The 16,991-nt window shown below is 58.0% G+C and carries 13 protein-coding genes and 1 pseudogene; 7 read left to right on the forward strand and 7 right to left on the reverse strand.

The genetic code is table 11. From position 1 onward, the window contains the following. Positions 1-2 precede the first annotated feature (2 nt). The 5 genes from benB to JLG71_RS14490 form a co-directional block, all read right to left on the reverse strand. Positions 3-488 (reverse strand): benzoate 1,2-dioxygenase small subunit, encoded by a 486-nt coding sequence (gene benB / locus JLG71_RS14470; RefSeq protein ID WP_047723860.1) that lies wholly within the window; start codon positions 486-488, stop codon positions 3-5. Continuing rightward, positions 488-1,870 (reverse strand): Rieske 2Fe-2S domain-containing protein, encoded by a 1,383-nt coding sequence (locus JLG71_RS14475; protein ID WP_116280071.1) that lies wholly within the window; start codon positions 1,868-1,870, stop codon positions 488-490. The genes benB and JLG71_RS14475 overlap by 1 nt, the downstream gene beginning before the upstream one ends. Positions 1,871-1,975: 105 nt before the next feature. Further along, positions 1,976-2,902 (reverse strand): catechol 1,2-dioxygenase, encoded by a 927-nt coding sequence (gene catA, locus JLG71_RS14480; protein WP_116280070.1) that lies wholly within the window; start codon positions 2,900-2,902, stop codon positions 1,976-1,978. Between the two features lie 70 nt (positions 2,903-2,972). Then, positions 2,973-3,263: a muconolactone Delta-isomerase gene (catC, locus tag JLG71_RS14485; RefSeq protein ID WP_004101911.1), complete on the reverse strand. Its 291-nt coding sequence runs from the start codon at positions 3,261-3,263 to the stop codon at positions 2,973-2,975. 12 nt (positions 3,264-3,275) lie between these two features. Continuing rightward, the gene (locus JLG71_RS14490; protein WP_177342495.1) at positions 3,276-4,442 is read right to left on the reverse strand and encodes a muconate cycloisomerase family protein; all 1,167 of its coding nucleotides are present in this window, start codon (positions 4,440-4,442) and stop codon (positions 3,276-3,278) included. 172 nt (positions 4,443-4,614) lie between these two features. Between JLG71_RS14490 and JLG71_RS14495 the strand changes: the two are divergent. Continuing rightward, positions 4,615-5,452: pseudogene (locus JLG71_RS14495) on the forward strand (IclR family transcriptional regulator domain-containing protein). A 3-nt stretch (positions 5,453-5,455) separates the two neighbouring features. On the opposite strand, the gene JLG71_RS14500 reads toward JLG71_RS14495, so the two are convergent. After that, the gene (locus JLG71_RS14500; RefSeq protein WP_116280068.1) at positions 5,456-6,946 is read right to left on the reverse strand and encodes an MFS transporter; all 1,491 of its coding nucleotides are present in this window, start codon (positions 6,944-6,946) and stop codon (positions 5,456-5,458) included. 118 nt (positions 6,947-7,064) lie between these two features. Between JLG71_RS14500 and JLG71_RS14505 the strand changes: the two genes are divergently transcribed. From JLG71_RS14505 to narI, 6 genes are all read left to right on the forward strand, one after another. Further along, the gene (locus JLG71_RS14505; protein ID WP_025108244.1) at positions 7,065-7,640 is read left to right on the forward strand and encodes a TetR family transcriptional regulator; all 576 of its coding nucleotides are present in this window, start codon (positions 7,065-7,067) and stop codon (positions 7,638-7,640) included. Positions 7,641-7,829: 189 nt separating this feature from the next. Next, complete coding sequence (locus tag JLG71_RS14510) at positions 7,830-9,218, forward strand: NarK family nitrate/nitrite MFS transporter (protein ID WP_116280067.1); 1,389 nt, start codon at positions 7,830-7,832, stop codon at positions 9,216-9,218. Between the two features lie 93 nt (positions 9,219-9,311). Continuing rightward, positions 9,312-13,052, forward strand: a complete 3,741-nt coding sequence (locus JLG71_RS14515; protein ID WP_200913539.1) for a nitrate reductase subunit alpha — start codon at positions 9,312-9,314, stop codon at positions 13,050-13,052. After that, positions 13,049-14,593: a nitrate reductase subunit beta gene (narH, locus tag JLG71_RS14520; protein ID WP_004101903.1), complete on the forward strand. Its 1,545-nt coding sequence runs from the start codon at positions 13,049-13,051 to the stop codon at positions 14,591-14,593. Before JLG71_RS14515 ends, narH begins: the two co-directional genes overlap by 4 nt. Continuing rightward, the gene (gene narW, locus JLG71_RS14525) at positions 14,593-15,288 is read left to right on the forward strand and encodes a nitrate reductase molybdenum cofactor assembly chaperone (protein WP_004850696.1); all 696 of its coding nucleotides are present in this window, start codon (positions 14,593-14,595) and stop codon (positions 15,286-15,288) included. The genes narH and narW overlap by 1 nt, the downstream gene beginning before the upstream one ends. After that, the gene (narI, locus tag JLG71_RS14530; protein WP_048263014.1) at positions 15,285-15,965 is read left to right on the forward strand and encodes a respiratory nitrate reductase subunit gamma; all 681 of its coding nucleotides are present in this window, start codon (positions 15,285-15,287) and stop codon (positions 15,963-15,965) included. The genes narW and narI overlap by 4 nt, the downstream gene beginning before the upstream one ends. Positions 15,966-16,113: 148 nt before the next feature. Here narI and nhoA read toward each other — a convergent pair whose 3' ends face one another. After that, positions 16,114-16,959, reverse strand: a complete 846-nt coding sequence (gene nhoA, locus JLG71_RS14535) for an N-hydroxyarylamine O-acetyltransferase (protein ID WP_014229271.1) — start codon at positions 16,957-16,959, stop codon at positions 16,114-16,116. Positions 16,960-16,991: the final 32 nt, after the last annotated feature.

Consider the following 16,991-nt stretch of genomic DNA (forward strand, 5'->3'; position numbering starts at 1 on the left):
TCTTAAATATGGTAAACGTCAATCACCTGACGGATGTAATCGTTATTCAGGCGCACGGTTTTACGGATGATTTGCGGTTTGCCGGCGTTCTCACTCAGCGTGCAGCAGGTCGAACCAAACCAGGTATCCGTCTGCTGATACCGGTGACAGTAGGTGACCCAGCTGTAGCGTACTTCCATGCCCTGTTCGGTTTCGCCAAGCAGCTCAACGTTGCCGATCATATGGGTGGTGCGCGGTTCCGGGGTGCTGGCCCCTGAGCGCTCGGTTTTGATGCGGTAGACCCGGTCTTCGAGGCCGTCGCGGCTCGGGTAATAGATCAGCGAAATTTCACGCTGAGGATCGCGGGTGAGCTTGTCGTCATCCCCCCAGGCGGGCATCCAGTACACCACCTGTGGACTGTAGCAGTTCAGCCACTCATCCCACTGGCGGTCGTCAAGCAGGCGGGCTTCGTAATAGAGAAACTGGCGAACCTGTTCGAGAGTGAGCATCAGACCACCTCCACGCGTTGTGTGATCGACTGCTCGTAACGCCGCTGCTCTGCTTCCAGCGCCGCCAGCATCACGTTTTGCCAGTGATGATGGTGGGCGATATACAAAGCTTCGTCTTCCGATTTCACGCCGCTCAGCAGCGGCCGCAAGCCGGCCTGCCGGGCGTGTTCGTCCGGACCATCGACCCAATGTAGCGCCCCGCGGCTGAGGTCGCTCCATGCGAAATTTTCCCCGAGATAGCCGCGCTGGCAGGCGCTGAACTCTTCCAGATCGTCAGGCGTTCCCATGCCGCTGACGTTAAAAAAGTCCTCATACTGGCGAATACGCAGCGCCCGCGCCTGGTCAGATTCGCCCTTCGGCGCAAAGCACCAGATGGTGACTTCGGTTTTATCCACCGCGATGGGGCGTATCACACGGATCTGCGTCGAAAACTGATCCATCAGGTAGACGTTTGGATAGAGGCACAGGTTGCGCGTTTCGTTGACCATCTGCCCGGCGCGAGACTCGCCGAATTCCGCCTGCAGCCGTTCACGATGTTCGTAGACCGGCCGTACTTCCGGGTTCAGCACCCGGGTCCACAGCAGCATATGCCCATTATCAAAGCCGTAACCGCCGCCGACGCTTTTCGACCAGCCGTTTGCGTCTACCGCGTGCGTCCCTTCCGCTTCGTAGTTGCGGCGCGACATGGTGGAAGCGTAGTTCCAGTGGACCACGCTAACGTGATAGCCGTCAGCACCGTTTTCCGCCCCCAGCTTCCAGTTGCCTTCGTATACATAGCTCGACGATCCGTTAAGCACCTCCAGCCCTTCCGGCGCCTGGTCAACGATCAGGTCGATAATTTTGCAGGTTTCGCCCAGGTACGCCTCCAGCGGCTGCACATCGGCATTCAGGCTGCCGAACAGGAAGCCGCGATAGGATTGAAACCTCGGCAGCTTCTTTAAGTCGTGGGAGCCTTCATGCTTGAAAGTCTCCGGGTAACCGCCGGTACTTTCATCTTTGGCTTTTAAAAGCTTGCCGTTATTACTGAACGTCCAGCCGTGAAACGGACAGGTAAATGAACTTTTATTACCGGTTTTGCGACGACATAGCATCGCCCCGCGATGGGCGCAGCTGTTAATTAGCGCATGCAGTTCGTTCTTTTTATCGCGCGTTATTATTACCGGCTGGCGCCCAAGGGTCAGGGTGTAATAATCTCCAGGCTGCGCAATCTGGCTTTCATGAGCAAGGAACAGCCAATTCCCTTCAAAAATATGCTTCATTTCAAAATCAAATAGCTGCGGATCGGTAAATATTGAGCGATGGCAGCGATAAATATGTTTTTCACGATCAACAATTAATGCATTGTTGATTTTATCTTTTAATGTGGTGAACATTTTTTGCATGAGTCGGCCCTCCTGCATAATTCAGGAATAGAAAAACGGTGAAGTCGCAATTTCGCTTTATTCTCCGACCACGGTCTGGCCGGAGAAGAGAATTAACGCCGCGCGTTACTCCTGCGCGCGCAGGCGCGTACCGCGGTGTTCTTCATCGGCGTTAAGCGCTTTACACAGAGTAAAATCAAAGCGCACTTCGGTATGTTCACCTTCCAGCTCACGCCGCTGAATAAGCTCGCGGTCGGTGACTTTTACCGGATCGGCAATCAGGCCGTCGCGGGTGGCGAACGCGAAATCATCCCACAGGTATTTGTCGCCGTTGAGATTGATTTGGCTGGTCAAATGTTTATGACCCGGCGCGGAAACGAAGAAGTGGATATGCGCCGGACGATTACCGTGACGCCCCAGCTGGTCAAGGAGTTTTTGCGTTGGCCCATCCGGCGGGCAGCCGTAGCCGGATGGCAGAATGCTGCGCACGCTATAGCAGCCATCGGCGCCGGTACGAATGCGGCGACGCAGATTATATTCACTCTGGCTTTGATCGAAGAAAGAGTAGTTCCCGAGGGTATTGGCATGCCAGATATCAACGATAGCGTTAGCTACCGGGTGGCCCTGGGTGTCGCGAACCTGGCCATAAAGCCACATCACCTCCCCCGCATCTTTACCATCATCCATGCGGGTATGTCCGTCTGCCAGCGGTGCATTCGCCACGTACAGCGGGCCTTCAATGGTACGAGGGGTGCCGGTTTCCCGCTGCGCTGCGGCATCAATCGCGTCCTGGCGCAGGTCGAGGAAGTGTTCAAGGCCGAGGCCCGCCGCCAGCAGTGCCGCTTCCTGGCGGCCGCCTAATTCATGCAGATAATTCACCGCATGCCAGAACTCTTCTTCAGTGACGTTATAGTCATCAATCAGCGTGCAGAGGTTTTCCAGCAGACGATGAACAATCATTTTAAAACGCTCGTCACCGCCGGTTGCATTTAAACCCGCACTTTCACGCAATAAATGTTGCACAGCATCTTGTTGTACGAATGCATTACTCATAATATTTCTCACTTATCGTTGTAGGATATTCGCCGAATAGTTTCGGCGCGAGGTTAGTTATTATTTTTTATTAACGGTCGTCTTCGCGAATCGAGGAGGGATGACGACAGAGCGCCTCCACGCGAATTTGCATAAAGGGATATAATGGTAGAGCCATTAAAATTTGATGCAGCTCTTCAGCATCTTTCACATCGAAAATACTGACATTGGCGTAAAGGCCGGCGACGCGCCAGATATGTCGCCATTTACCTTCGCGCTGAAGTTGTTGTGAATACTTTTTTTCTCGCTGCTTAATTTCCTCAATTTCGTCGGCAGGAAATCCCAGCGGAATATTCACGGTCATATCGACTTTAAATAGCATAAAAATCCTCCATTATCCTTTGCGGCTATAGAAGCGCAGTTTGTCTTCATCCAGTTCAGCGCCAAGACCCGGCGCTTGCGGTAGCGTCACCTCGCCTTCGGCGAACGTTAGCGGCACGCTGACAATATCGTCCTTCAGCAATAGCGGGCCAAACATCTCGCTGCCCCACTGTAGGGGTAGCGTCGACCAGGCGTGCAGCGAGGCCAGTGTGCCAACGGTCCCCTCAAGCATCGTGCCGCCGTAAAGCCCAATTCCCGCCGCTTGCGCCACCTTCGCCAGCGCCAGCACGCTGTTTGGCCCGCCCGCTTTGGCAATCTTCAGCGCATAGGCCCCGCTGAATCCCTGCTGCGCCAGGCGATAGCCTTCGTAATGGGTCGCTACCGCTTCATCGGCCAGAATAGCCGCGTCGATGTGATGGCTGAGGCGCACCAGCGCAGCGTTGTCCTGAGCGCTGACCGGCTGTTCAATCAGATCGACACCCATCGCCGCCAGCTCGCGGCAGCCCTTTGCCGCGACGGTGGCTTCCCACGCCTGATTCACGTCGACGCGGATGCTGGCCCGATCGCCCAGGGCTTCAACAATCGCGCGGGTGTGGCGCAGATCCGTCGCCAGTTCGCGCGCGCCGATTTTTAGCTTAAACGCGCGATGGCGACGCTCCGCCAGCAGCCTTTCCCCCTCGGCAATATCTTTCTCGGTATCGCCGCTCGCCAGCGTCCAGAGAACCGGCAGCGAGGTCGTCAGCGCGCCGCCAAGCAGCGCGGAAACCGGCAGGCCAAGCGCCTTACCCTGAGCATCCAGCAGCGCGGTTTCGATCGCTGATTTGGCAAAGGTATTGCCTTTAACCGCGCCGTTCATCCGCGCGGTCAGGACATTCAGATTATCGGCCGCCTGGCCCTTGAGCAGCGGCGTCAGGTAATGATTAATCGCCGACACGATGGCTTCCGGGCTCTCCACGCCGTAGCTCAATCCACCGATGGTAGTGGCTTCGCCAATACCGCAAATCCCGTCCGAACGGGTTATGCGGACGATCGCCAGCGTCTGACAGCCCATCGTGGTCATGGAGAGTTTGTGCGGTCGAATGGTCGGGATATCTACCAGCCAGCTTTCAATACGTTCAATGGTCGCGGTCATCTTTTTTTCCTGGTGATGAAATACATAACTTTTCATACCCCTGTTCATAACGCGGGGTAACGATTCTGTTGACAATAGGTCTGCCCAATCGTGACGGTCAACGGCGATAATCGAAATGTTGTGCGATTATCGACGCGGTTGTTAAATTGGGGTTAATAATGTGATCGACGTGGTAAAACCAGAACAAGGAATCGCCGCGTTTTTCACCCGCGATATAGTGATGCCCCATGAACTTTTATCTTCAATAAAAGAGGGGTTGTATGAGCGAAAAAAAACCAGGTACTCTCAGCGCCCGCCAGTCTGAACACGACCCTAACTTTATGCTGTCCCTGGCGCGCGGGCTGGAAGTCCTTAACGCGTTTACCCCGCAGCGGCAGCGCCTGACTATCTCCCAGCTTAGCCAGAAAACGCAGATCTCCCGCGCGGCTGTGCGCCGCTGCCTCTATACCCTCGCCGCGCTGGGTATGGTGCATAGCCCGGATGGCCGCAGCTATGAGCTGCTCCCCCGCGTGCTGGCGGTGGGCCACGCCTACCTGGCCGGAACGCCGCTGGCGAAAGTCGCGCAGGGCGCCCTGGATAATCTGGGCAAAAACCTCGGAGAGTCCTGCTCCGCCGCCACGCTGGACGGCGATAACGTCCTGTATATTGCCAGAGCGGCGGTGAATAACCTGCTCAGCGTGGATATCGGCCGCGGTAGCCGTCTGCCTGCGTGGGCCACGTCGATGGGACGCGTGCTGCTTAGCGCGTTGCCGGAAGAACAGCTTGAAGTGACACTGTCACGAGCCAATCTGATCCGCTATACCCCGTATACGCTATGCGATATGCCGGGTTTACGGCAGGAAATCGCCAGAGTGCGCATGCAGGGCTACGCGCTCGCTGACCGGCAAATTGAGGTGGGATTATGTTCGCTGGCGGTACCGCTGCTCTCCCGCAGCGGCCAGGTGGTGGCGGCGCTTAACGTTGGCGTTCCGGCAGGCTATACCAACGCCGCCGCGCTGAAAGAGAAAGCCCTCGCCCCGCTACGGCGGGCGGCGATGGCGCTTTCTCTTCAGCTGTAAGGGTTAATTCAGCTCAGGCGCTTTTGCCAGACTACGCCAGATGCCGGCCGCCAGCAGCAGAAGCAGGACGCCAGCCGTCGCCAGCACGATGCTGTGCGAATGAATAAACGCCGCCTTCGCCGCTTCAAGCAGGCTTTGCGCCGGTATGGCGGGCAGCGACTGCGCCAGCTTAATCGCTTCGCTGATGGAGGACGACGCCTGCTCCGCCGCCGCGCCCTCGATTCCACCCGGCAGAACAATTGACGAGCTGTAGCTGCGGGTCAGGATCAGGCCAAACAGGGCAATCCCCAGTCCCGCGCCCAGCTCATAGGCCATGGTTTCGATGGCCCCTGCCGCCGCCGCTTTTTCCTTCGGCGCGGCGGCCATGATCGCCGAGCTGGAGGCCAACAGCGCGCTGGCGACGCTGAAGCCCAGCAGCGTCATCAGTCCCCAGGCCTGCCACTGCTGCGTACTGAAATCGGTCATCGACAGGCCGAGGAAGCTCAGGGCGCTGAGCAGCATTCCGCCGGTGGCGACCTCGCGCAGCCCCAGCCGCGATACCAGCATGCCGGCAATGGGCCCGCTGAAACCGCTCGCCACCATCACCGGCAGCATAAACAGCCCGGCTTCAAAAGGCGTTTTGCTGTGCACAAACTGCAGCTCCTGCGCCATCAGCAGTTCAAAACCCACCAGCGTAATCAGCGCGGTCATCGCCATCATCACACCGCTTAAAATAATGCGATGGGTAAACAGGCGCATATCGACCATAGGACGCGATGCCGAGAGCTGTTTGCGCACGAACCAGAACAGCATCGCGGCGCCAGATAGTGCCACCAGCCCGGTTAACCACAGCGCCATTTGCCCTTTGAGCGCCGTTTTGGCGCTAAAGACCAGCATCAAAATGGCGGCGATCAGGATTAGCGCCTGGAAAAGATTCAGCGGCTGCTCGCGCCGCGCGGGCTGACGCGGCACCACTTTGGCGTTAATCGCTATCACCAGCAGGACGATCGGCACGTTGATCAGGAAAACCGATCCCCAGTAAAAATGCTCCAGCAGCATGCCGCCAACCAGCGGACCGAACGCCGCGCCGCCGGAACCGACCGCTGCCCACAGACCAAGCGCCATATTACGCTGGTGCGCCTGCGAAAAGGTGCTGCGGATCCCGGCCAGGGTCGCAGGCACGATCATCGCCGCCCCCACCGCCAGCAGCGCGCGGGAGGCAATCAGCGTCTCTGCCGTGGGCGAAAACGCCGCCGCCAGCGACGCGGTGCCAAAAATACCGCTGCCGAGCAGCAGCAGCCGTTTAAAGCCGATTTTATCGCCCAATGCGCCCATAGGCAGCACCATACCGGCCATTACCAGCGAATAAATATCAATAATCCACAGCAGCTCGTTACCACTGGTCCCCAGCGCTACGCTGAGCGTTGGCGCAGCCACGTGGAGAACAGTGGCGTCAATCGCCACCGGAATATAAACCAGCAAAATCGCCATCAGCGTCAACCATTGCCGAGACATACTACTTTCCCTCAAAGTTAAAACTGGACAAGCGTCCAGGAAACGGATCCTGCCGGATTGTTGAACGAGTGTCCAACTTTTTGTTACTATCGCCAAAAAAACCGGGGTCACTAACGTTATGAGCTACTTAAATCGCGATGCGCGTCGGGAAGTTATTGTGCTGGCAGCCATGCGCGTAGCGCTTCGTGGCGGGTTTAGCGCTATGACCGTCCGCCAGATTGCCGCCGAAGCCGGCGTCTCCGCCGGTCAGCTGCACCACCATTTCACCTCCGCGGGCGAGCTAAAAGCCCATGCCTTCATACGGTTGATCCGCGAAATGATGGATATGCCGCTGGTCGCCGACGACGCCACGTGGCGTGAACGCCTGTTTTCTATGGTGGGCAGCGACGACGGCAGGCTTGAGCCATACATTCGCCTGTGGCGCGAAGCGCAGCTGCTGGCCGATAGCGACAGCGATATCAAGGGGGCCTATCTGCTCACCATGAACATGTGGCATGAAGAGACCCTGAAGATCATCCGCCAGGGAACCGCTGCCGGTGAGTTTAAGCCAAGGGACGATATGGAAAGCATTGCCTGGCGGCTCATTGCTCTCGTCTGCGGCCTCGACGGTATTTATGCGCTGGGAATGCAGGAAATAGATGATGCCGCCTTCAATCGGCATATCAATTATTCTATCTCGATGGAACTTTTTTAATTTCAAGTTACATTTAGTAACAAATAATCCTGAGCTAATATTCGCGCGTCTTCTTTCGGCGCGCTTTTCTTATCTATTCTTCATTTATTACAACAGATACATCCCCATCCCTGATTTTATTTCTTTTATTAATTTGCTGTTTTACCAGTTTATTCTTTTTTGACGGGTTACTGTTCATTCGAGGGCAATATGCTGAGCAAAGATGAGAAAAAGAATCATTATCTCTTAAAAGAGTGGAAACCAGAAAATGCGGCGTTTTGGGAGAATAAGGGAAAGCAAATAGCGCGCAGAAATCTTTGCATTTCCGTAGGTTGTTTGCTACTCGCCTTTTGCGTCTGGATGCTATTCAGCGCCGTCGCCGTCAATCTCAATAAAGTCGGATTTAATTTCACCACCGATCAGCTCTTTTTATTAACCGCTCTGCCCTCGCTTTCCGGCGCAATATTACGCGTCCCCTACTCCTTTATGGTACCTATATTTGGCGGGCGCTACTGGACGGTATTAAGCACGATTATTCTGGTGGTGCCCTGTATCTGGCTGGGTATCGCCATTCAAAACCCCGCTACTCCATTCTGGGTATTTATCACCATTGCCCTGCTGTGCGGTTTTGCCGGTGCGAACTTTGCTTCCAGCATGGGAAATATCAGTTTTTTCTTTCCCAAAGCGAAACAGGGCAGCGCGCTGGGTATCAACGGCGGCCTCGGCAATCTCGGCGTCAGCGTGATGCAGATGATCGCGCCGGCGGCGATTTTTCTGCCCATCTTCGCTTTTCTTGGCATCCATGGCGTGCCTCAGGAGGATGGCTCTCTTCTCGCGCTGAGCAACGCCGCCCTCGTCTGGGTTCCGCTGCTGGTGATAGCCACCTTCGCCGCCTGGGTAGGAATGAACGACATCGCCAGCTCAAAGGCTTCGATTCGCGAGCAGCTGCCGGTGCTGAAACGCCCGCATATGTGGCTGCTGAGCCTGCTCTATCTGGCCACCTTTGGCTCGTTTATCGGCTTCTCCGCCGGTTTCGCCATGCTGGCGAAAACGCAGTTCCCTGATGTTAACATCCTTAAGCTGGCCTTCTTCGGGCCGTTTATCGGCGCGCTGGCGCGTTCTTTCGGCGGGATTATATCCGACCGTCTCGGCGGCGTACGCGTCACGCTGGTGAACTTTGTGCTGATGGCGCTGTTTACCGGCCTGCTGTTTCTCACCCTCCCCGGAACCGGCTCCGGCAGCTTTCTCGCCTTTTACGTGGTGTTTATGGGGCTGTTCCTGACCGCCGGTCTCGGCAGCGGTTCCACCTTCCAGATGATCGCCGTGATCTTTCGCCAAATCACCCTCGACAGCGTGAAGAAACGCGGCGGCAGCGACGAACAGGCCCAGCACGAGGCGGTGACCGACACCGCGGCGGCGCTCGGCTTTATCTCCGCCATCGGCGCGATTGGCGGCTTCTTTATCCCTAAAGCCTTCGGTACCTCGCTGGCGATGACCGGCTCCCCGGTCGGGGCGATGAAGGTCTTCCTGGTTTTCTACGTGGTTTGCGTGCTGGTGACCTGGCTGGTCTACGGCCGTCGTAAACCGGCAAAACAATAACGGCATATTCATCGGGTGGCGGCTGACGCCCTATCCGGCCTGGGGATCGTACGGTCTTTTCAGGCCGGACATTATCGGAGCAGGAGGAAGGTCATGAGTAAACTACTGGATCGCTTTCGCTACTTTAAACAGAAAGGCGAGAGCTTTGCCAACGGCCACGGTCAGGTGTACAACACCAACCGCGACTGGGAAGACAGCTACCGTCAGCGCTGGCAGTTCGACAAAATCGTCCGCTCAACGCACGGCGTGAACTGCACAGGCTCCTGCAGCTGGAAAATTTACGTCAAAAACGGGCTGGTCACCTGGGAAACTCAGCAAACGGACTACCCCCGCACCCGCCCGGACCTGCCCAACCACGAACCCCGCGGCTGCCCGCGCGGCGCAAGCTACTCCTGGTACCTCTACAGCGCTAACCGCCTGAAGTATCCGCTGGCGCGCAAGCGGCTGATTGCCCTATGGCGCGAAGCGCTGGCTCAGCACCCGGACCCGGTGCAGGCGTGGGACAGCATCATGCAGGACCCGGTCAAAACCCTCAGCTACAAGCAGGTACGTGGCAAAGGCGGGTTTATCCGTTCAAGCTGGAAGGAGCTGAACCAGCTGATTGCCGCCGCCAACGTCTGGACCATCAAAAACTACGGCCCGGACCGCGTGGCGGGCTTTTCGCCGATCCCGGCGATGTCGATGGTCTCTTACGCCGCCGGCACCCGGTATCTGTCGCTGCTCGGCGGCACCTGCCTGAGCTTCTACGACTGGTACTGCGACCTTCCCCCCGCCTCGCCAATGACCTGGGGCGAGCAGACCGACGTTCCCGAGTCCGCCGACTGGTACAACTCCAGCTATATTATCGCCTGGGGCTCCAACGTCCCGCAGACCCGAACCCCGGACGCCCACTTCTTTACGGAAGTGCGCTACAAGGGCACCAAAACCATCGCGATTACCCCGGACTTTTCGGAGGTAGCCAAGCTCAGCGACCAGTGGCTGGCGCCGAAACAGGGTACCGACAGCGCGCTGGCCATGGCGATGGGCCACGTGATCCTCAAAACGTTTCACCTTGATAACCCGAGCGATTATTTCCTCAACTACTGCCGGACCTACACCGATATGCCGATGCTGGTGATGCTTGAGCGTCGCGAGGAGGGTTTCTACGTTCCTGGCAGGATGGTCCGCGCCGCCGATCTGGTTGACGGGCTGGGCGAAAGCAATAACCCGGAGTGGAAAACTGTCGCCTATAACAGCGCTGGTGAACTGGTGGCGCCCAACGGTTCGATTGGCTTCCGCTGGGGAGAGAAAGGCAAATGGAACCTTGAACAGCAGGCCGCCGGGCAAGCCATTGAACTCAGACTATCGCTGCTGGATAGCCGTGACGACGTGGTGACGGTGGGCTTTCCCTACTTCGGCGGCAACGAAAACCCGCACTTTCGCAGCATCAAGCAGGATCCGGTGACGCTGCATCAGCTGCCGGTTAAGCAGCTCCCGCTGGCCAACGGTGAATCCGGCCTGGTGGTTAGCGTCTACGATCTGATTCTCGCCAACTACGGACTCGATCGCGGTTTAGACGATCCCAACGCCGCGCAGGACTTCGGCGAGATGAAAGCCTATACCCCGGCGTGGGCCGAACAGATTACCGGCGTCCCGCGCCAGCACATCGAGCAGATCGCCCGTGAATTTGCCGATACCGCGCATAAAACCCACGGACGGTCGATGATTATCCTCGGCGCCGGCGTCAACCACTGGTATCACATGGATATGAACTACCGGGGGATGATCAATATGCTGGTGTTTTGCGGCTGCGTCGGCCAGAGCGGAGGCGGCTGGTCGCACTATGTCGGTCAGGAGAAGCTGCGTCCGCAAACCGGCTGGCTGCCGCTGGCGTTCGCCCTTGACTGGAATCGTCCGCCGCGCCAGATGAACAGCACCTCCTTTTTTTACAATCACGCCAGCCAGTGGCGCTATGAAAAGCTGACCGCCCGGGAGCTGCTGTCGCCGCTGGCCGATGCCAGCCAATTCAGCGGCCATCTGATCGACTTTAACGTTCGCGCCGAGCGCATGGGCTGGCTGCCCTCCGCGCCGCAGCTGGGCGTCAACCCGCTGACCATCAAGGCGCAGGCCGCCGCGGCCGGACTGACCCCAGCCGACTACACCGCCCGGGCGCTGAAGTCCGGCGAGATCCGCTTCGCCTGCGAACAGCCGGATAACGGCAAAAATCATCCGCGTAATCTGTTTATCTGGCGCTCCAACCTGCTGGGCTCTTCCGGCAAGGGCCACGAGTATATGCTCAAATATCTGCTGGGCACCGACAGCGGTATTCAGGGCGATGAGCTGGGCGCCAGCGATGACGTGAAGCCCGAAGAGGTGGAGTGGCAGACCGCGGCCATCGAAGGCAAGCTCGACCTGCTGGTGACGCTCGATTTCCGCATGTCCAGTACCTGCCTGTTCTCCGATATCGTTCTGCCGACCGCCACCTGGTATGAAAAAGACGATATGAACACCTCGGATATGCATCCGTTTATCCACCCGCTCTCCGCCGCCGTTGACCCGGCTTGGGAGGCGAAAAGCGACTGGGAAATTTACAAAGATATCGCCAAAACCTTCTCCGAGGTCTGCGTCGGCCACCTCGATAAAGAGACCGACGTTGTGCTGGTGCCGCTGCAGCACGACTCCCCGGCGGAGCTGTCGCAGCCCTTCGACGTGCTGGACTGGCGGAAAGGAGAATGCGAGCTGACGCCGGGTAAAACCGCGCCGTCGATTGCCGTCGTTGAGCGCGATTATCCGGCGACGTATGAGCGCTTTACCTCCCTCGGGCCGCTGCTCGACAAACTGGGCAACGGCGGTAAAGGCATCACCTGGAACACCCAGAACGAGGTCGACTTCCTCGGCAAGCTTAACTACGTCAAGCTGGACGGCCCGGCCAAAGGTCGCCCGCGCATCGACAGCGCCATTGACGCCTCGGAAGTGATCCTCGCCCTCGCCCCGGAAACCAACGGCCAGGTGGCGGTCAAAGCCTGGCAAGCGCTCGGCGAGTTTACCGGCCGCGAGCATACGCACCTGGCGCTGAATAAAGAGGATGAAAAAATTCGCTTCCGCGATATTCAGGCCCAGCCGCGCAAAATTATCTCCAGCCCGACCTGGTCCGGCCTCGAGAGCGAGCATGTTTCCTACAACGCCGGCTATACCAACGTCCACGAGCTGATCCCCTGGCGCACCCTCTCCGGCCGCCAGCAGCTATATCAGGATCACCCCTGGATGCGCGCCTTTGGCGAAAGCCTGGTGGTTTATCGTCCGCCCATTGACACCCGCAGCGTCAGCCAGATGAAAGCGATTCCGCCTAACGGCTTCCCGGAAAAAGCACTCAACTTTCTGACGCCGCACCAGAAATGGGGCATCCACTCCACCTACAGCGAAAACCTGCTGATGCTGACCCTGTCGCGCGGCGGGCCGATCGTGTGGATCAGCGAAACCGACGCTCGCGAGCTGGGTATTGAAGATAACGACTGGATCGAGGCCTTCAACGCCAACGGCGCGCTCACCGCCCGCGCGGTGGTCAGCCAGCGCGTACCGCCGGGGATGACCATGATGTACCACGCGCAGGAGCGCCTGATGAATATTCCGGGCTCGGAAGTCACCGGACGGCGCGGCGGGATCCATAACTCGGTCACCCGCGTGTGCCCGAAACCGACCCATATGATTGGCGGCTACGCCCAGCTGGCTTACGGTTTCAACTACTACGGCACCGTCGGCTCCAACCGCGACGAGTTCATCATGATCCGCAAAATGAAAAATATTGACTGGCTGGATGACGAAGGTCGCGATGGGGTACAGGAGGCGAAAAAATGAAAATACGTTCACAGGTCGGTATGGTTCTCAATCTCGATAAATGCATCGGCTGCCACACCTGCTCCGTCACCTGTAAAAACGTCTGGACCGGACGCGAAGGGATGGAGTACGCCTGGTTTAACAACGTCGAAACCAAACCGGGCATCGGCTATCCGAAAAACTGGGAAGATCAGGAGGTGTGGGAAGGCGGCTGGGTGCGCGATGTTAATGGCAAAATACGCCCGCGTCTGGGCGGCAAAATGGGCGTCATCACCAAAATTTTCGCCAATCCGGTGATACCGCAGATCGACGACTACTATGAACCCTTTACCTTTGATTACCAGCATCTGCACAACGCGCCGGAGGGAAAACACCTGCCCACCGCCCGTCCGCGTTCGCTTATCGACGGCAAGCGGATGGATAAAATCATCTGGGGCCCCAACTGGGAAGAGCTGCTCGGCGGCGAGTTTGAAAAGCGCGCCCGCGACCGAAACTTCGACAAGATTCAGAAGGAGATGTACGGCCAGTTTGAAAATACCTTCATGATGTATCTGCCGCGCCTGTGCGAGCACTGTCTGAACCCGAGCTGCGTCGCCACCTGCCCCAGCGGCGCCATCTACAAGCGTGAAGAAGACGGCATCGTGCTGATCGACCAGGACAAATGCCGCGGCTGGCGTCTGTGCATCAGCGGCTGCCCGTACAAGAAAATCTACTTCAACTGGAAAAGCGGCAAATCGGAGAAGTGCATCTTCTGCTACCCGCGTATAGAGTCCGGACAGCCCACCGTCTGTTCAGAAACCTGCGTGGGACGTATCCGCTACCTCGGCGTGCTGTTGTACGACGCCGACCGCATTGAAGAGGCCGCCAGCACCGAGCGCGAAACCGACCTCTACGAGCGGCAGTGCGAGGTGTTCCTCAACCCCCACGACCCGGCGGTGATTGAAGAAGCGCTGAAACAGGGGATTCCACAAAACGTGATTGATGCCGCCCAGCGCTCGCCGGTGTACAAAATGGCGATGGACTGGAAGCTGGCGCTGCCGCTGCATCCGGAATACCGCACCCTGCCAATGGTCTGGTACGTGCCGCCGCTGTCGCCGATTCAGTCCTACGCCGACGCCGGCGGTCTGCCGAAAAGCGACGGCGTGCTTCCGGCCATCGAAAGCCTGCGCATTCCGGTGCAGTATCTCGCCAATATGCTCAGCGCGGGCGATACCGGCCCGGTACTGCGCGCGCTGAAGCGCATGATGGCGATGCGTCACTACATGCGCTCGCAAACGGTGGAAGGCGTCACCGATACTCGCGCCATCGAGGAAGTGGGCTTAAGCGTTGAGCAGGTCGAGGAGATGTACCGTTATCTGGCGATCGCCAACTACGAGGACCGCTTCGTGATCCCGACCAGCCACCGCGAAATGGCGCGCGACGCCTTCCCCGAGCGCAACGGCTGCGGCTTTACCTTCGGCGACGGCTGCCACGGCTCCGACACCAAATTCAACCTGTTCAACAGTAGCCGCATTGACGCCATCAACATCACCGAAGTACGCGATAAAGCGGAGGGGGAATAATGCAAATCCTCAAAGCGATCGGCCTGCTGATGGAGTATCCGGATGAGTTTCTTTGGCAGTGCAAGGACGAGGTGCTGAGCATGGTGCGTCACGACGCCCCTGTGCTCGACGACTTCGCCGCGGAGATGCTGAATGCCCCGCTGCTGGACAAGCAGGCCGAATGGTGCGAAGTGTTCGACCGGGGCCGCGCTACGTCGCTGCTGCTGTTTGAACATGTGCACGCCGAGTCTCGCGACCGCGGTCAGGCGATGGTCGACCTGCTCGCTCAGTATGAAAAGGCGGGCCTGGTGCTCAACTGTCGCGAACTTCCCGACCACCTGCCGCTGTATCTGGAATACCTCAGCATCCTACCGGAAAACGAAGCGCGCGAAGGTCTGCAAAACGTCGCGCCGATTCTGGCGCTGCTGGGCGGGCGGCTGAAGCAGCGCGGTGTCCCCTGGTATCAGCTGTTTGACGCCCTGCTCAGCCTCGGCGGGATCCCGCTATCAAGTGACAGTGTCACGCAGCAGGTCAACAACGAGTCCCGCGATGACACCCGCCAGGCGCTGGATGCGGTCTGGGAAGAAGAACAGGTGAAATTTATCGAAGACAACGCTACGGCCTGTGACAGCTCACCGTTACAGCAATATCAACGACGCTTTAGCCAGGACGTGGCGCCGCAGTACGTCGACGTCAGCGCGGGAGGCCCGAAATGATACAGTATCTGAACGTCTTTTTTTACGACATCTACCCCTACATCTGCGCGACGGTCTTTTTTCTCGGCAGCTGGCTGCGCTATGACTACGGCCAGTACACCTGGCGCGCCTCCTCCAGCCAGATGCTGGATAAACGCGGGATGGTGATCTGGTCGAATCTGTTCCATATCGGCATACTCGGCATTTTCTTTGGCCATCTGTTCGGCATGTTAACGCCGCACTGGATGTATGCCTGGTTTTTACCCATTGCGGTCAAGCAGCAGATGGCGATGGTGCTCGGCGGCGTCTGCGGCGTCCTGACGCTGACTGGCGGCGCCGGTTTGCTCTGGCGTCGTCTGACCAACCAGCGCGTTCGCGCCACCTCGACCGCGCCGGATATCATCATCATGAGCATTCTGTTGATTCAGTGCCTGCTCGGGCTGAGCACCATCCCTTTCTCGGCGCAGTATCCGGACGGCAGTGAAATGATGAAGCTGGTGGGCTGGGCGCAGGGCATCGTCACCTTCCGCGGTGGCTCGTCAGAAATGCTCAGCGGCGTGGCCTTTGTTTTCCGCGTGCATCTGGTGCTGGGGATGACGATTTTCCTGCTGTTTCCGTTCACCCGGCTGGTTCACGTCTGGAGCGCGCCGTTTGAATATTTCACCCGCCGCTACCAGGTGGTACGTTCAAGACGCTGAACAAAATCCGCAATCATCCCGGGTCGCGGCAAAAACGCCTAACCCGGGCGACAGGCTCGCCCCGTAGCCCGGCTAAGCGTAGCGCAAGCCGGGTAACATCCCCGTTTGACCGTCATCCCCTATCCAGCCAACGGCTCCTGTACGATATTTATTTTCCGGCCTCGGGATGGGTATCAAACGCCGCCATCACCGCCGCCAGCTCCGCTTCGCTAAAGCCGTATTTGGCATCATCCACGCCAAGGCCAAAACGCGTTTGCAGCGCCTCATACAGCGCCGGAACGTCCGCTAAATCGAGCTTTTCGACGACGTGGTTTTTATCCCAATGGGTAAAGTGGAAATTGGTCAGCGTCATTTTGCCGCCGTCCGGCAAGTGGCGGCACATCAGCAGATGATGGCGGAAGTGCGACTGCGGCCAGTGCGCCGACCAGAAGTTGCCCATCACATAGTCGGAAGCGTACTGGCGACCTAAATCAAAATGGTACATCGACTGCCAGTGACCGTGATGGCTGAACTGCAACGCCCACTCTTCTCCTTCGTAAATCAGGCGATATTCGCCGTGCGGGGTGGATTGTTCTATATCCGCCAGCAGCTTAATCGGCGCGGTCAGCGTCTGGCCGCCGAAACCAACGTCGGCAATCCAGCGTTCCCCCTCCACCTCCACCAGCAGCAGCCGATGGGTACGCGGCGGCATATGCGGCGGATTGGCCAGCACCACACGCCCCAGAAGGCTGCGCACGGTAAAGCCGATCTCGCGCAGCGCTCTTTCCAGCAGGCCGTTTTGCTCGAAGCAGTAGCCGCCGCGACGACCGTGAATCAGCTTCTCTTCGAGGGTGCGATCGTCGAGATGTATCTCTCTGGGCAGCAGCACATCCAGATTTTCAAAGGGGATCGCGCCGTTATGGTGAATATGCAGTTCGCGCAGGGTGTGAAGTGAAACGTCCGGGGTGCCCGTCCAGCCCAGACGAGAAAAATAGGCGCTTAAAAAGGGACTCATCAATGCCTCCAGCAATCGGTGTCCGACATTTA

Origin of the sequence: Klebsiella michiganensis (assembly GCF_015139575.1) — a bacterium.
Classification (GTDB): Bacteria; Pseudomonadota; Gammaproteobacteria; order Enterobacterales; family Enterobacteriaceae; genus Klebsiella; species Klebsiella michiganensis.

Excerpts from the sequence above, each read along its gene's own strand:
- benB (WP_047723860.1), bottom strand. The coding sequence starts at position 488 with ATGCTCACTCTCGAACAGGTTCGCCAGTTTCTCTATTACGAAGCCCGC.
- JLG71_RS14475 (WP_116280071.1), bottom strand. The coding sequence starts at position 1,870 with ATGCAAAAAATGTTCACCACATTAAAAGATAAAATCAACAATGCATTA.
- catA (WP_116280070.1), bottom strand. The coding sequence starts at position 2,902 with ATGAGTAATGCATTCGTACAACAAGATGCTGTGCAACATTTATTGCGT.
- catC (WP_004101911.1), bottom strand. The coding sequence starts at position 3,263 with ATGCTATTTAAAGTCGATATGACCGTGAATATTCCGCTGGGATTTCCT.
- JLG71_RS14490 (WP_177342495.1), bottom strand. The coding sequence starts at position 4,442 with ATGAACAGGGGTATGAAAAGTTATGTATTTCATCACCAGGAAAAAAAG.
- JLG71_RS14500 (WP_116280068.1), bottom strand. The coding sequence starts at position 6,946 with ATGTCTCGGCAATGGTTGACGCTGATGGCGATTTTGCTGGTTTATATT.
- JLG71_RS14505 (WP_025108244.1), top strand. The coding sequence starts at position 7,065 with ATGAGCTACTTAAATCGCGATGCGCGTCGGGAAGTTATTGTGCTGGCA.
- JLG71_RS14510 (WP_116280067.1), top strand. The coding sequence starts at position 7,830 with ATGCTGAGCAAAGATGAGAAAAAGAATCATTATCTCTTAAAAGAGTGG.
- JLG71_RS14515 (WP_200913539.1), top strand. The coding sequence starts at position 9,312 with ATGAGTAAACTACTGGATCGCTTTCGCTACTTTAAACAGAAAGGCGAG.
- narH (WP_004101903.1), top strand. The coding sequence starts at position 13,049 with ATGAAAATACGTTCACAGGTCGGTATGGTTCTCAATCTCGATAAATGC.
- narW (WP_004850696.1), top strand. The coding sequence starts at position 14,593 with ATGCAAATCCTCAAAGCGATCGGCCTGCTGATGGAGTATCCGGATGAG.
- narI (WP_048263014.1), top strand. The coding sequence starts at position 15,285 with ATGATACAGTATCTGAACGTCTTTTTTTACGACATCTACCCCTACATC.
- nhoA (WP_014229271.1), bottom strand. The coding sequence starts at position 16,959 with ATGAGTCCCTTTTTAAGCGCCTATTTTTCTCGTCTGGGCTGGACGGGC.